Annotated in this window: 18 protein-coding genes and 2 pseudogenes; 9 read left to right on the forward strand and 11 right to left on the reverse strand. The window is 35.8% G+C overall.

Features of this window, described 5'->3' with window-relative positions:
* Positions 1-177 precede the first annotated feature (177 nt).
* From ABN212_RS17175 to ABN212_RS17195, 5 genes are all read left to right on the forward strand, one after another.
* Positions 178-546, forward strand: coding sequence for a hypothetical protein (locus ABN212_RS17175; protein ID WP_156733272.1), 369 nt, complete (start codon positions 178-180; stop codon positions 544-546).
* Positions 533-1135 carry an MT-A70 family methyltransferase gene (locus ABN212_RS17180; protein ID WP_349443487.1) on the forward strand — a complete coding sequence of 201 codons (603 nt, stop codon included), beginning with the start codon at positions 533-535 and terminating at the stop codon, positions 1133-1135. Before ABN212_RS17175 ends, ABN212_RS17180 begins: the two co-directional genes overlap by 14 nt.
* 7 nt (positions 1136-1142) lie before the next feature.
* Positions 1143-1349 carry a DUF4060 family protein gene (locus ABN212_RS17185; protein ID WP_103004601.1) on the forward strand — a complete coding sequence of 69 codons (207 nt, stop codon included), beginning with the start codon at positions 1143-1145 and terminating at the stop codon, positions 1347-1349.
* A 204-nt stretch (positions 1350-1553) separates the two neighbouring features.
* Positions 1554-1862 (forward strand): hypothetical protein, encoded by a 309-nt coding sequence (locus ABN212_RS17190; RefSeq protein WP_349443488.1) that lies wholly within the window; start codon positions 1554-1556, stop codon positions 1860-1862.
* On the forward strand, positions 1766-2812 hold the full coding sequence (locus ABN212_RS17195) for a tyrosine-type recombinase/integrase (protein ID WP_349443489.1): 1047 nt from the start codon (positions 1766-1768) through the stop codon (positions 2810-2812). The genes ABN212_RS17190 and ABN212_RS17195 overlap by 97 nt, the downstream gene beginning before the upstream one ends.
* A gap of 42 nt (positions 2813-2854) precedes the next feature.
* Here ABN212_RS17195 and ABN212_RS17200 read toward each other — a convergent pair.
* The 3 genes and pseudogenes from ABN212_RS17200 to ABN212_RS17210 form a co-directional block, all read right to left on the reverse strand.
* Positions 2855-3196 (reverse strand): annotated as a pseudogene (locus ABN212_RS17200) (flagellin FliC); the annotation flags it as partial.
* A 305-nt stretch (positions 3197-3501) separates the two neighbouring features.
* A complete protein-coding gene (locus ABN212_RS17205; protein WP_349443490.1) occupies positions 3502-3780 on the reverse strand; it encodes a type II toxin-antitoxin system RelE/ParE family toxin in 279 nt (92 codons plus the stop codon).
* Between the two features lie 227 nt (positions 3781-4007).
* Entirely contained in the window at positions 4008-5168 is a 1161-nt protein-coding gene (locus ABN212_RS17210; protein ID WP_109373771.1) for a FliC/FljB family flagellin, read from the reverse strand.
* Between the two features lie 387 nt (positions 5169-5555).
* On the opposite strand from ABN212_RS17210, the gene fliD reads away from it, so the two are divergent.
* From fliD to fliT, 3 genes are read left to right on the forward strand one after another with little or no spacing between them, the layout of a single operon-like run.
* The gene (fliD, locus tag ABN212_RS17215; protein ID WP_198619840.1) at positions 5556-6986 is read left to right on the forward strand and encodes a flagellar filament capping protein FliD; all 1431 of its coding nucleotides are present in this window, start codon (positions 5556-5558) and stop codon (positions 6984-6986) included.
* A 19-nt stretch (positions 6987-7005) separates the two neighbouring features.
* Positions 7006-7404 carry a flagellar export chaperone FliS gene (fliS, locus tag ABN212_RS17220; RefSeq protein ID WP_023581844.1) on the forward strand — a complete coding sequence of 133 codons (399 nt, stop codon included), beginning with the start codon at positions 7006-7008 and terminating at the stop codon, positions 7402-7404.
* 18 nt (positions 7405-7422) lie between these two features.
* A complete protein-coding gene (fliT, locus tag ABN212_RS17225; protein WP_023581843.1) occupies positions 7423-7776 on the forward strand; it encodes a flagellar protein FliT in 354 nt (117 codons plus the stop codon).
* 126 nt (positions 7777-7902) lie between these two features.
* Here the strand turns inward: fliT and ABN212_RS17230 are convergent, their stop codons facing one another.
* The 6 genes and pseudogenes from ABN212_RS17230 to ABN212_RS17255 all read right to left on the reverse strand — a co-directional run bounded on the left by ABN212_RS17230 (position 7903) and on the right by ABN212_RS17255 (position 11426).
* Positions 7903-8361, reverse strand: a complete 459-nt coding sequence (locus tag ABN212_RS17230; RefSeq protein ID WP_198619839.1) for a GNAT family N-acetyltransferase — start codon at positions 8359-8361, stop codon at positions 7903-7905.
* Positions 8362-8612: 251 nt separating this feature from the next.
* Positions 8613-8894, reverse strand: coding sequence for a DUF2622 domain-containing protein (locus tag ABN212_RS17235; RefSeq protein ID WP_198619838.1), 282 nt, complete (start codon positions 8892-8894; stop codon positions 8613-8615).
* A 185-nt stretch (positions 8895-9079) separates the two neighbouring features.
* Positions 9080-10213, reverse strand: coding sequence for a hypothetical protein (locus ABN212_RS17240; RefSeq protein WP_198626604.1), 1134 nt, complete (start codon positions 10211-10213; stop codon positions 9080-9082).
* Between the two features lie 352 nt (positions 10214-10565).
* Positions 10566-10781 (reverse strand): hypothetical protein, encoded by a 216-nt coding sequence (locus ABN212_RS17245; protein WP_023581839.1) that lies wholly within the window; start codon positions 10779-10781, stop codon positions 10566-10568.
* 133 nt (positions 10782-10914) lie between these two features.
* Positions 10915-11013 (reverse strand): annotated as a pseudogene (locus ABN212_RS17250) (DUF6500 family protein); the annotation flags it as partial.
* A gap of 74 nt (positions 11014-11087) precedes the next feature.
* Positions 11088-11426 (reverse strand): GlpM family protein, encoded by a 339-nt coding sequence (locus ABN212_RS17255; RefSeq protein ID WP_151435470.1) that lies wholly within the window; start codon positions 11424-11426, stop codon positions 11088-11090.
* Positions 11427-12116: 690 nt separating this feature from the next.
* On the opposite strand from ABN212_RS17255, the gene ABN212_RS17260 reads away from it, so the two are divergent.
* Complete coding sequence (locus ABN212_RS17260) at positions 12117-12347, forward strand: DNA polymerase III subunit theta (RefSeq protein WP_349443491.1); 231 nt, start codon at positions 12117-12119, stop codon at positions 12345-12347.
* Here the strand turns inward: ABN212_RS17260 and ABN212_RS17265 are convergent, their stop codons facing one another.
* Complete coding sequence (locus ABN212_RS17265) at positions 12348-12968, reverse strand: tail fiber assembly protein (RefSeq protein WP_349443492.1); 621 nt, start codon at positions 12966-12968, stop codon at positions 12348-12350.
* Complete coding sequence (locus ABN212_RS17270) at positions 12968-14407, reverse strand: phage tail protein (protein WP_349443493.1); 1440 nt, start codon at positions 14405-14407, stop codon at positions 12968-12970. The genes ABN212_RS17265 and ABN212_RS17270 overlap by 1 nt, the downstream gene beginning before the upstream one ends.
* Position 14408: the final 1 nt, after the last annotated feature.

A 14408-nucleotide genomic window follows, 5' to 3' on the forward strand; every position in this document is an offset into this window, starting at 1 on the left:
TGAATGAATTAAAAGAGGAAATAATTAATCTTCTAAAATACAACAAATTGACAAATGCTGAATTGTATTACTTATGTAGTCCTGAATACTCTAAAAGTCAGGTTAGTTGTGTAATTGGTCATTTGGAAGCAGGTGGAATTATCAGGAGAGGAATTTGCGAATATTGGGAGTTAACCAATGAATAAATACACCGAACTATCTGACTTCGATATTAATAAAAAGGTATTCATTCTTAACTGCAAAGATGACTGTATTCAGTATAAAGATATCAAGCAGCGAACTGGAAGTTTAAATTTATTTAAGCGCCAACTAAAAGCCAGTATTAAATATGATAATGAAGAAACATGGGAAGAAACAGAATGGATTGATTTCTTTGGTCACGCTATGGCAATGAGCCTAGTAGAGACAAATAAAATTGCCATTAGCTATGTAGATGGAATTTGGCAATGTGGCTCTGGTTGGAATGTGGCAGAAGATAAAAAACTAACTCGTGCGATATGCCTAGCATATTTATTAATGAAGGATGCGGAGAATGAAAAAATATGACTTGATATTGTGCGATCCTCCTTGGTCTTACAATAATAAAGTTTCAAATGGCGCAGCAGATAATCATTACAACACCACAGATTTATATTCCCTCTCTCGATTACCAATAGAGAAACACTCCTCTAAAAATGCCGCACTGTTTATGTGGTACACAGGAAACTTTGCACTCGAAGCAATTAAATTAGCCGAAGCATGGGATTTTAAAGTTAAAAATATGTTCGGGTTCGCATGGGTGAAATTAAATAAAAATGCAGGAGATAGAATAAATAAAAAACCTCCAGAAGACTTTTTCGATTTCATGGAAATATTAAACAGCGAGACGAAAATTAATTGCGGTAATTATACCCGTCAAAATATCGAAATGTGTTTAATTGCTACAAGAGGGAATGGATTACCTCGTCAATCTGCAAGTGTTCGACAAGTTATTTACTCGTGCTTAGGTGAACACAGCGAAAAGCCAAAAGAGGCACATTATCGTTTGGAGGAATTATACGGAGATGTTCCACGCCTCGAATTATTCGCTCGTCAGAAATACGGTGATTGGGATGTATATGGCGACCAAGCAGAAGAAAGTATTCAATTAATATAGGTGAATTATGAGATTAATAATTCGCGGTGAAGTCACGCCCATAGAAAGGATTGCTATTAATGAGGCATTGGAAGCCCATAAAAAGAAATATAATCGAACTGGAATAATCGTTAGCCACAAAATAAAGATAGGAAAGAATATCTATCCTGTCGAAATAGAAAACTGTCGTAAATCATATATGGTCACTTTGCGTAATAAAAGGCAAAGACTATGAATGCACAGGCAATGGAAAACGCACGAAGGCAAATAGCAAAGGAGTGCTTAATCGAACTAAGAAGTCACGGAATACCCAACGACAAACTAACCACTCAGATCCTCGATAAATACACACCGAAGTTTAAGCCTCTAAATCACACAAAGTACAACACCAAAGATGTTATGTGCCAATACATCAGAAATCTGCAAAAGGAAGAGAAGAATGGAAGATGACTGCATGACATTGAAAGAGTTTGCAGGGAAGCTAAAACTCTCACCATCGACTATCTATAAAAACCCACCAAAATATTACATGTTTAAGGTAGGTGGTTCATGGCGAGCTAACAAGGATAGCCTGAAAAAGTTTGAACAGGCGCAGTTTAATGACAATAATGTTTACCGGCTGGCTGTGGTCGGTGGCAGGAGAAATTTAAAATGCCGATCTACAAAAGAGGTAACACATACTGGATTGATGTCACATCTCCAAGTGGCGAAAGAATTAGGAGATCTACTGGCACCACGAACAAGGTAAAGGCTCAGGAGTATCACGATAAATTAAAATACGACCTGTGGCAGATAGATAAATTAGATAAATCGCCAGAACGAACATTCGATGAGATGATGATTTTGGCGCTAAGAAACGCCGAGAGTCATCGAAGTTTTGCAAATGCACAAACTAATGCAAGGTATTTCCTAGCTATTTTCAAGGGCAGAAAACTATCCACTATTACTAGTGATGAGATTACGAACTCACTGCCTGTGTATAGTACGAAAACAAAGAGAAAACTCTCTAACGCATCCAAAAACAGGTATCGTTCATTTATTATGAGGGCATTTTCATTAGCTCACAAAAGCGGATGGATAAAAGAAAAACCGCATGTTCCATCGTTTAGAGAACCAGTTGTCAGGGTTAGATGGATCGAAAAGGAAGTTGCAATTGAGCTCATTGATAATCTAAAGCTAAAGTGGATGAAAGACTTAGTTAGCTTGGCATTATTAACTGGAGCAAGACGAGGTGAGTTACTATCCCTAACTTGGAGCAATGTTGACTTAGATAGAGGGGTTGCAATAGTAACACCTGAAAACTCAAAATCTAACCGAGGTCGCCCTCTTCCCTTAAATGAAGATGCTGTAAATATTTTACGCAATATTCCAAAAGACTTTGAATATGTATTTACAAGAACCGGGAAAAGGAAACGAACTATTGGATTGGAAGATTTTGAACGGGCGGTGAAATTAACCAGGCTAACAGATTTTAGATTTCATGATCTGCGCCACACATGGGCAAGTTGGCATGTTCAGAGCGGAACACCATTAATGGTATTAAAAGAAATGGGAGGATGGGAAACATTAGAAATGGTTAAGAGGTACGCCCATTTAAGTGGTGAGCATTTAACCAAATACAGTGAGCGCGTCACAATTTCGACACACTCGAAGAATAAAGCCAGCAAAAAGCCACATCTAACACTTTTAACTGGCTGATTAATATAGATTAATATTACCCATCATCTAGTGTAAAACACAATCCTGAATAGATTTAATATCAGAATCTGAATTAGAACCGTTTTTAGCTTGAACAGTTAACTCACGAATACGTTGTAAGTTATTATTAATTTCATTTAATGCCCCTTCTGTGGTTTGGGCAATTGAAATACCGTCGTTCGCATTACGAGAAGCTTGAGTCAAACCATTAACATTTGAGGTAAAACGGTTAGCAATCGCTTGACCCGCAGCATCATCCTTGGCGCTATTAATACGTAAACCAGAAGAGAGGCGTTGGATTGCAGTATTTAATACACTTTGAGAGCGATTTAAATTATTTTGAGCAATCAGTGATGTTGGATTAGTCATAATAACTTGTGGCATATAATATTCCTTCAACTTGATTTTAAAACATTTAATGAATAGGTGGGTTATTACGTCACTGTAATAACATTGCCTAAACACTATCGTCATCAATTTTGAAGGATTTACGATTTTTGGCGTCGCGAAAATAGTAATAAAAGCCAGTCAGTTAATTTGCAAGGAATAATTTATTGTAGAAAAAAGCGAAATAGATCGGAAGAAAAAATAAAACTAAAAAAAGTAGGGCTAAATATAAAATACTGGGAGCCTGTATTCTAAATCTCGTGCAATAATTTCGCCTGAATGTGAAATTTTAAATTGTCTCATTAATGATAATCCTCATAGTTTAGAATATAGACATCGCCGTTAATAAATTGAAAAGCAATACGCCAATTAGCTCTTACTGTAATCGACCAATATCCTTCTCGATCACCTTTTAATTTATGAAGTTTATATATTTGCCGATTTAATTCGCCAATATCTTTAGCTATATCAATAGATTGTAGTCTATCATTAATTCTTTCTACATCATTAGCAAGAACTTCTGATGTAACGCCTTTTTCAAAAAGTTGCTTCAATCCTTTATATTTAAATGATTTTATCATCTTTAAATCCGTATTATACGAGATGTAACACACACTAATGTGTCGTTATAATCACCACAACATAAAATGATTTTTATCGTTTTCTTTAGGAAAAATGCTATATGGACATAATTTTTAAAAATAGATGAAGGAAAAATATAAATACTTTTCAACACAAATGACAAAAAAAGGCCCTCTTACGAGGACCTTTTGAATATAGAAAGGTATCTTTTGTGTCAGAGTACGAATTAACGTAACAGAGACAGAACAGTTTGTGGTACTTGGTTTGCTTGAGCAAGTACAGAAGTACCAGCTTGTTGCAGGATTTGACCACGGCTCATGTTAGAAACTTCTGTTGCATAGTCAGCATCTAAGATACGGCTACGTGCAGCAGATAAGTTGTTAACAGTGTTGTTCAGGTTGTTGATAGTAGATTCAAAACGGTTTTGAATCGCACCTAAAGAAGAACGCATACCATCAACAGTGTTGATAGCTTCGTCTAACGTTTTCAGTTGAGTTTCTAATTTCTCAGCTTTTTTTGATTCATCAGCTGTTAACGATTTAACTTGTTCGCCAACGTTATAAGAAATTTTACCAGCTTCACCAGCTTTATCTTCACCAGCACCTGTTGCAGTGGCTTTAAATGTTACTGTTTTACCATCAACGGTACCTTGAATATACTGTTGACCATCAGCATCTGCTGCTAATTTAGTCACAGTCATATCATGTTCTTTACCATCTACAGTAACTTTAGCTGTACCACCAGCTGCTAATGTAGGAGCATCACCAGCACCAACTTTTAATGTATCTAAATCAGTGTCTGTTAAACCAGCAATTAATGCATCAAATTTGTCTTTAGACATACCTGAAATTTCTGCACCGACTTCTAATGAGTCTACTTTCAGCGTTTTGCTGTCAACTTTTTTCAGATCAAATTCAATTTTTTCTTTGTCGTTAGTACCAACGTGAACGGTCATTTTTTCTTTTTCGCCGCTCAGTACTTTAACGCCGTTGAATTGAGTTTGTTCAGAAATACGGTCGATTTCTTTTAAACGCTCACCAACTTCTTCTTGGATTGATTTGATATCTGATTCTGAGTTAGAACCGTTTTTAGCTTGAACTGTTAACTCACGGATACGTTGTAAGTTGTTGTTGATCTCGTTCAAAGCACCTTCAGTAGTTTGAGCGATAGAGATACCATCGTTCGCATTACGTGCTGCTTGAGTTAAACCATTTACGTTTGAAGTGAAACGGTTAGCAATCGCTTGACCTGCTGCATCGTCTTTCGCGCTGTTGATACGTAAACCAGAAGACAGACGCTCGATTGCACTTCCTAAAGCTCCCTGAGATTTATTCAGGTTGTTTTGAGTTACCAGAGACAGATAGTTGGTATTAATGACTTGTGCCATAGCTAGATTCCTTTAAAATCAAGTCGATAAAATAAAAGTTTGCCTATTCATTTTCGGTGTTAATCACCGGCAACAAGTTTATCGGCACTCCACATACAACCTTTAACTTTTCCTACAAAAATTTCTGCGATTTTTTATAGAGTCGATATCAAGTCAATGATAAATAAAGAAATTAAATTATCATTTTTTTATTTATTTTTTATCAATTTTCGTCTCAACGTTTTTTTAACCCATCTAAATTCGACTTTGGTCATCAATGGCAATAAAAGGCTTCTATATGGCAGCCTGTTTCACTCATCAAAAATACTAAATAGACGTAAACTTTTCGCCGATTCTACCGATAACATTTTTTGAGGATCATTTTACGAACACAGAAAGGAGACCAGTATGGCTGGTATTGCTTCACTAGGCGTAGGCTCAGGGATGCCTCTAGGTCAAACATTGGCACAATTAGAAGCGGCGGAAAATAAACGCCTTGAACCCCTTGATAAACAGATGAAAAGCTACGAAGCTCAAATTACTGCTTACGGTAAAATGCGCGGACAGCTCGATAAATTACAAAAAGCATCAGAAGATTTAAAAAAATTCGACAAAATTGTAGGTACCAAAGTTGAAGATGAATTTGATGCTTTTAAAGTCACCACTGATGGTAAAGCAAGTGTCGGTAACTACACCGTTTCTGTTACCCAATTAGCTCAAGCTCAAACATTAAAATCTACAGCAGTCAGTGATGTAAAGAAACCGCTTGGGGAAACCTTAGGTGAAGGTAATAAACGGACATTAGTTATTACACAACCCGGCGAAGAAAAACCATTACGTATCGAATTAGAAGATAAACAAACTTCAATTCTTGAATTACGTGATGCTATCAATAAAAAAGAAGGTAATGTTTCAGCGACTATTGTTAAAGCTGATGATAATACTAGCTATTTAGTGCTAACTTCACGTAAAGAAGGTACTAAATCTGAAATGAAAATCACCGTTGAAGGTGATGATAAGTTAAATCAATTCCTGTCGAATTCAACTGCCAAAGACGATGCATCACATACATCAGGCATGAGACAAATTGTTGACGCTAAAAATGCGAAATTAACCGTTAACGGAATTGCGATTGAACGTCAGACTAATGAGATTAAAGATGCGCCTGAAGGGATCGTTTTAAATCTGAAAAAAACCACTGACAATAATAAAGATGGTGTCGATAAGCCTGAAATTATCAATGTAGCGCGTGACATTGAACCAATGAAAAAGGCGATTAAAGCCTGGACTGATGCTTATAACGAACTGAGCACAACGTATAAAGATTTAACCAAATACACCCAAGTTGAAAAAGGCGAAGAATCGTCTAAAAACAACGGGGTTTTATTAGGTGATAGCACCAGCCGTATGATTATGTCTGAGCTAAAAAGCTTTGTTACTAGCTCACAAAGCACATCTGAATTAGATACCCTTAATAAAATGGGTATTAAATTTAAAGTCGATGGCACATTAGAAATCGACAATAAAAAACTTGATGAGGCGTTAAAAGAAAAGCCAGCTAACGTCAAAGAGTTTTTTATGGGTGATGGTAAAGAGACAGGATTTGGTACTCAAACTTATAATTTCCTGAAGAAAACACTGCAATCTACAGATGGCACCTTAGATATTGCCACTGATGGTGTAAAAAAACGGAAAAAAACGTTAGATAACCAAATTAAAAATACGGAACGTAATATTGCTGCCACGATGGAACGTTATAAAAACCAGTTCCAACAGTTAGATAAAATGGTGAACTCCATGACTAACTCCAGTGCATCAATCGGCCGTTTATTAATGTAATTTTTAAAAGTAGGATAATATGTATCAACAATCAGCCAGTAAAATGTATGCTCAAATCGACGTTGAAAGCGAGATTTTAAATGCCACGCCTTACCAGCTGATCCAGATCCTATTTAATGGGGCGCTTAGCGCCCTTCGCCGTGCCTTAATATTAATGGAGCAAGGAAATATCGCAGGTAAAGGCGAAAACATTTCTAAAGCCATTAATATTATTGGTAACGGGTTAAAGCAAGGTTTGGATAAAGAAAAAGGTGGCGAGCTTGCAGAAAATCTGGAGCTCCTTTATGACTATATGGTTAATCAGCTACTCGATGCTAACTTAAAAAATAATCCAGAAAAAATTCATGAAGTCATCAAGCTCTTAACTGAAATTTCTGATGCTTGGCAACAAATCGGCACACAGATTAATTCTTATTAAATTAGAGTGGATAACAATATGGATATTATGGCGGCTTACGAGCATGTTTTAAAATCAAGTGAGCAAATGTTAACGCTTGCCAAAGATCAGCAATGGGATAAGCTGATAGAAATGGAAATGGATTATTTAAAAAGCGTAGAAAGTATCACTAAGATGATAAAACCTGCTGACGGTGAGCTGAGACTACAACAACGCCTCACAGATATGCTAAAGAAAATCTTAGAAAACGAAAATGAGACGCGAAATTTATTACGGGCTCGTCTAGATGAGCTTGGCATATTAATAAGACAGACTGAACAAGAGCAGAGGGTACAAAATAGCTATGGTCAGTTTACAGAACATAGTTATTATCCTGATCTCAACCTGAAATAACTCTCCTCTGCGCCAAAAGCGGTTTTATTAGCTAATGGCGTCTTTTTATCTAAGCAATTAGAGACTTTTATTCAGCTAAATTTGTTATCGGTAACGTACTCTTTTCTGGTTTATCTGTAAGTTATTTTATTTATTAGACTGCATGAATACCATATCGATATGAGGAATATTATCTTCAAGATAACTTTCTGAGTCGATAACAAAACCATGAGATTGATAAAAATCGACTAAATAAGTTTGAGCCATTATTTTTACACTATTGGTTTTAAACTGTTTAAAAGATACTGAAATGGCTTCTTTTAATAATAGATGAGCAACGCCACCACCACGATACTCTTTAGCAACAATCACCCGCCCTATTGATGCCTGTGGAAATACCATACCCTGAGGTAATAAACGCGCATAAGCGATTAACTGCGAAGTTATTTTATCATTAGCAAATAGATGTAATGATTGTTGATCAATACCATCCAAATCTTGATAAGCACATTGCTGTTCACAAATAAAAACCTGATTTCTTAATGCCAAAATAGCGTAAAGCTCATCGGTAGTGAGTTGTGAAAATGATTTTAAAACCCAATTCATGCACTTTATCCCATGGTTTAAAAGTGATAACAAAACAATCAATGATAATGCAATATCATCGACAAAATTTGTGTTTACTATAAATAATGAAATGATAATGTTGATGGTGCGTTTTGCTAGTGAAAAATGCAGAAGAATAAATACTCAATGCAGAAAGATAGGCGATAAAACCGTTAATCTCAATACGTTCAGACTCCCCCACGAGCCTTGATGACTTTTATTACTTTGCTTATCTATTTATAAAGATAATCTCAAAGTCGCTCTAACCCTTTCCACGCTCTATTTTTTACTTCTGTCACTAAAATGGCAGGATTTAAGGTTATTTTTTCTGCAATTGAAAAAGCCAACTCGATAACTTCTTTGTGATCTTTAGTTTCAGTATGATAATTAAACTCTGCATGAGGCAGAACATATTTACCTTTCAAACCATTAATCTCTTTTTTAAACCCTTCTTTTACCATCTTCTGTGTTAATAACACATAGTCTGCATTTTCGGGATCGGATAACTCTACTCTAACAGTAAACTCAGGCATAGAAACCTCCTACAGTCTATCTATGTCTATTGAAATTCTGTTAGCTCTCAAAAGGCAGTATATTAAATCAACAATCATTTTCCTAGTCAGAAACTGTGATAAATAATGTGATAATGATTGAAATTAGAATCGCCCACTTCACTATGGGCGATTTATTAGCTCATAATAATCTGATAAATAATAATTTATTTAATCACATCATAGAGTTGTTGATTAGATAAGTAATCTGCGGTTAAACCTACTGATGGATTATATTGTCCACCGTGGATCTCAGAGAATGCTTTACCCTCTTTACCTAATGAGACTTTACGTTCATCTTTACCCGTACTTTCATGGATAGAATAGGTTTTACGACGCATTGCTACATATTTATCTGCATCATTAGCAATATCACTGTGATAGCCTGTAATTTGTGCATCCGTTAAGGCTAATTTATTTGCTAAATCACAGCCCCAGCGCGTTAAACAGACCTCTGCAAAATGACGGACTAATAAACCTGGAGCATATAAGCCATTTTCACCATTAGCGCCATCTAAAGAAGCATTACCCACTAATGTGGCATGACGTCCAGAAATAGGGAAAATATGCATTTTAGTTTCAGATTCAATTGTTGGAATAACACAAGTAAATCCTTTAGAGCGTTCATCTCTTGCATAAAATCCGACATATTCTTTGACGTTTTTACCAAGAGTGACTTTTTCAGGTTGGAAATTCAGTGGACCAGGGACAGGATCAATAGCAAAAATATTCACGGGAATATCTTTTAATTGAGGATCTGCCAACATCGCATTCGCTAACATATGGCAAGTAATACCACCACGACTCCAACCCACTAAGTTAACTTGTGTTGGAATAATGCCATCTTTACGGAAGATTCGAATAATTTGCTGTTGAAGTTGTTGCTGAGTGACTTGACGATCGCCATAGTCATATTTACGCCATAAAAAAGAGCCTGTTACTTTGACATCTTCAATGGGAATGCCCGCTTTTTTCAGTTGGTTATACTGCTCTTCGGTTAACTTTTCACGTTGCCAATCAAAGTTACCTTTCATTAAGCAAAGTGCATGCTTCACGTTTTCTTCCCAACCACTACCAAATAGCGAACCCTTGATATCAGAGTAATTAGGACTTTCAACCCATAAATCATCTTCTTGCAGATTACCACTACCCGGGCCATCAACAATAAACCACTGTGCAAACTCTCTTCCTTGGTTATTTTGCGCTAAAGTGGAGACTAATTCGCCTTGCCAGAAGGTCGGATTATTATTATCAAATGAGTTAGACCCAGTACCACATAAATAAACGGTTAATACTGTCATAATTAAATTTCCTTTTATTAATAACTAAAAAATCAAAATAATGATTTTTATTTCCTTGTATTGAGCTATTCCTTAGCCCACCAGCACATTAACCATAAGCCTTTTTTTATTCAATGCGTAAAAGTAAATTAGTAGAGCTGAGATCACATAATTGAATTTTAATTAAGTAAAACAAATAAAAAATCGCTATCAGATCAATGTAATTAAATTATATTAATGAACACCTTATTTTTTTATTATTTCTATTAGTAAATCGATCTATACATAAAGCGCATTAAATAACCAATCCTTAAATTTAGATAAAAAAAATCCCACATTAATAAATGTAGGATTTTCTATTAGGTAGAATGTCTTATAAACGATTAAAAGCAACTACTCTCACCGCAGGAATATCGGCTTGTGCTCCTTCAGCAACTTCCTGACATGCTTTTTCTAACGCAATATGGGGTGTGATCCCACTCTCTGTTTCTACAATTTTATGTCCGGCGTAGGTATCACCATTTCTGGAACGCACTTTATACGCAATAAACCAATATTCCATATCATCACCGTTTACGTTATTAATCATGTAATTACCATAGCCGTTTATGACCTGCTTTAATGTGATAATAATCAATAATTTTTAGTTTAATAAAATCGTTTTATAAAAAGATGAGCTTTATCGTAGGAAAATTAAGCGTGATTTTCCATTTCTGATTGTATTATTTTTTTATTTTTACTGCTTTTTCAAAGTGATTAAATTTATGTGTCATTATCCACCACGTTGCAACTTCCATAAGTAATTCAGGATTGTTATTTTTTGTTGTAGTGATTTTCTCATATTCTCTCTATCTTTATTTTTTAGCGTGAGAATAAATAGGTAAGAGTAAATACTCTATCCATGAAATTTATTCCATAACAGAATAAGCAACCAAGCCGCGATAATCCAGCAAATAACCGCCGTAGCCAATGCTGTAAATAATTTTACATAGTTGATCATCACATAGAGTGAAATTAGGTAAATCATATAAGGTATAACAGCCCATAAACTAAAAATAATTGTGGTTCGTAACGCCTCAATAGAACGTTCAGAGCCAACAATATAATGTGCAATAAGTGCAAAAGTTGGAAATAACGGAACCAATCCCGCAATATAGTAATGACGAGATTTCGATAAAACGGCAATTAATACCACTACAAACGCACCTATCAGTGCTTTAATCAGTAATCCCATTATTTTTTCATCAAGTTATAAAAACCTTACTACTATCATACTTATTCATATTGGTATGTGAGCTGGTTTTATTTTTAGTTATTTAAAATGTAATTAAATATTTAGAAAATAAAATAGAAAAAATTGAGAAGAAAGATGATGACTATGCTTTATACAAAACTAATCCAACATAGGTTAATTAACTTATTTAACAATTACTTTTGATCTTTTTTGAAAGATAAGAAGAGATAAAAAAATGAGTTGCTTTGATATAGATGTGCAAAAGCGCACATCAATAAAATGATGTGTCTATCCCATCTGCAAAAATCGGGGCGCTCATTATCATAAATAACAAACAATAGTATAAGTATTCGAATGTTTAATCACATTCGAAAGCTTATATCATCTATTCAATGACATTGAGCAAGATGCCCCATCTCTATTTTGATTAGGTGTTTTTTATCTCGTGATAGAAAAGAAAAGTCACCTTTATCAAATAAATAAGGTACTACACCTGCATGCTCATAATATGGGAGTACAGATATCGAAAATATGAAAAGTTCGAGTTAGTTCAAGATTAGCAGACGATTACCGCAAATTATTTTCTCAAGCGTGAGTGAGTTCGAGAAAGTTTGCGGTAATTTTTTGCCCCCTATACGTCCCCACTCACTACCTTCCTGCTATACTCTCCAAAAACCAACCGGATCTGTTATGAACCTCGCAAACCTAACTCAAGAAGAAAAAGACAAAATCAATGTCGATTTAGCTGCTTCAGGTGTCGCATATAAAGAACGCCTCAATATGCCAGTTGTTGCGTCCGAAGTTGAACGACAACAACCAGCACATTTGCGCGAGTATTTTAATGAGCGATTAGCGTTTTATCGGGAAAGAAGTAAGAAGTTGCCAGATGGAAATTCGGTGCAGTACTTGAAAGCAGAGTGATCACTCAGGTTTTTGTGGCCATTCAATATCTGGCGCTAATTCTGGATTTACATCATCAAGCTTGACTGTGTAAATTTCCCATGCTTTCAGCAGCCCAACCTCTTCTTCATTTGCCATTTCTAATTTGATTTTTCGCTCTAATTGCACAATGCGATTTTCAGCTTCTTGTGATAACTCTGTTTTTTGTTTATTAGCTGAGTTAATTTGAGCTTCTTTAATAGCTCGCTCATCAGCAACCCAGCTTTCACCATTCCACTTATCGAACTCACTGTTTGGCTGTAATAGTGTTAATGTATCAGGTAATGATCCGATAAAATCAATGTTTACTGGTTGCTTTGTTTGTATGTGATATGCAACGAGTCCGCGATAATCATCTACAATTTCCCATGCACTACCGTCAATCTTGCGTCTGATTGCCTGATTTTCTTTTTTTGGCAACTTAGGTTCATCTAGGTACGCACCCGATTGAAGAGAAACATCAAACATAACGTTTTCCATTGTTGCCCCCATGTATTCACGAGTCAGAGGGTGTGATAAATAACATTTTACCCAACCAGCAACTTCCGCTAAACCATTCTCACCAATTTTTCCATTTTGAATATCTAAATTATATTTGTTCATTATGCTGCTCTCACTATGTATAAAAATGCAATATTGCGCATGCGAGTTTCGTTACCGTTAACGCCTTCTATTTGTTGATACAGGCTATTCCAGCCTTGATTATCGCCTCCTGTTGTACCAATATTATTTATTTTTAATTCAAATCCTTTTTCTTCGGGATTATTCATTATTGGTGAACTTAATAAGCTATTCCCTGATTGCTCTGATAGAATTTGACGATCTACATCAATACCGCGACCAGCATCCAATCCTCGGATAGCATTTCCTCTAAGGTCAGGCAACTTCCCCGATGGATAGGCGGTAGCTAGTTTTGGATATGTTGTCTTATTAAATGTTTGCCCTTGACAAATTAGGTAGCCAGAAGGTGCAGTAGATAATGACCATGGGATAGGAGAGCCGACTGGAATGTTATCAATATCAATAAGATCTGATTTTAATGCGTAATTTCCCTTGGCTTGAAACGCATCCGTGGATGCCTTTTGGCTCATTATTGAATAATTATTTTGCCCTGTTGACTGAACTATGGCGGTGTAATTAACCTTTAAATCAAGAGCATCACTAACCGCTCTCTGACTCATTATTGAATATTGATTTTGCCCTGTTGACTGAACCAGCGCTGTTTCATTAATTTTTTTATTTAACTCCTCAGTAACAGCATTTTGACTCATTATTTTTGTTACAGATATCCCTGTTGATTGAACAACCTCAGATTTGTCAAACTTAAAGCCAAGCTCATAGATTAACTTACTTCCCGTAACGTAATCACCAGATTGCTGTTTCTTACCTAGCTCCTTAGTCACTAAATCCAAGCTCGGCACTTTATTAATATCATTTGCTAATTGCTGAGAAATACTAGCTTTATCAATCTTTTTATTAAGTTCAACATTCATTTCTGATGTTGTCGGATAAGTGCCTTTTGGTTGGAACGCATCAGTAGACGCCTTCTGGCTCATTACGCTGGTTGTTGATGTGCCAGTGGATTGGACTACTGCGGATGATTCTAGTTTTTTTGATAACTGTTCAAGTAGGTCGTCAGTCATTACCAACTTCCAAGATGTTTTTATCTGATCTTGGCTTGCGGTGTTGAAGTTGACTTTATTGTTATCAATCAAACTCTGGTAGTATTTTTTCTCATCTTCTGATTGAAGAATCGCCCCTTTGGGATAGCCATTAATAGCTGTTGCATAATCAGCAGAGAATTTAAAAACACCGCCTTTTGATATATGAACAATGGTTTCACACATCTGGTTTAGTATGCCATTAAAGTCTTGCCCTTTAGGAGGCAACCCACCTGCGCTTACTGGCAACATAGTAATCTGACCAAAGCCCTGATCCCATGTCGCTTGGTTACTCTCCATGCTGGTTTCGTATTTTTCAGGGATGACATTTTTCTGCCCGTTCTGTGCGAAAGGCTTAGATATTAATTTTGGATTTTTCATT

Origin of the sequence: Proteus genomosp. 6, assembly GCF_040139785.1 — a bacterium.
Classification (GTDB): domain Bacteria; phylum Pseudomonadota; class Gammaproteobacteria; order Enterobacterales; family Enterobacteriaceae; genus Proteus.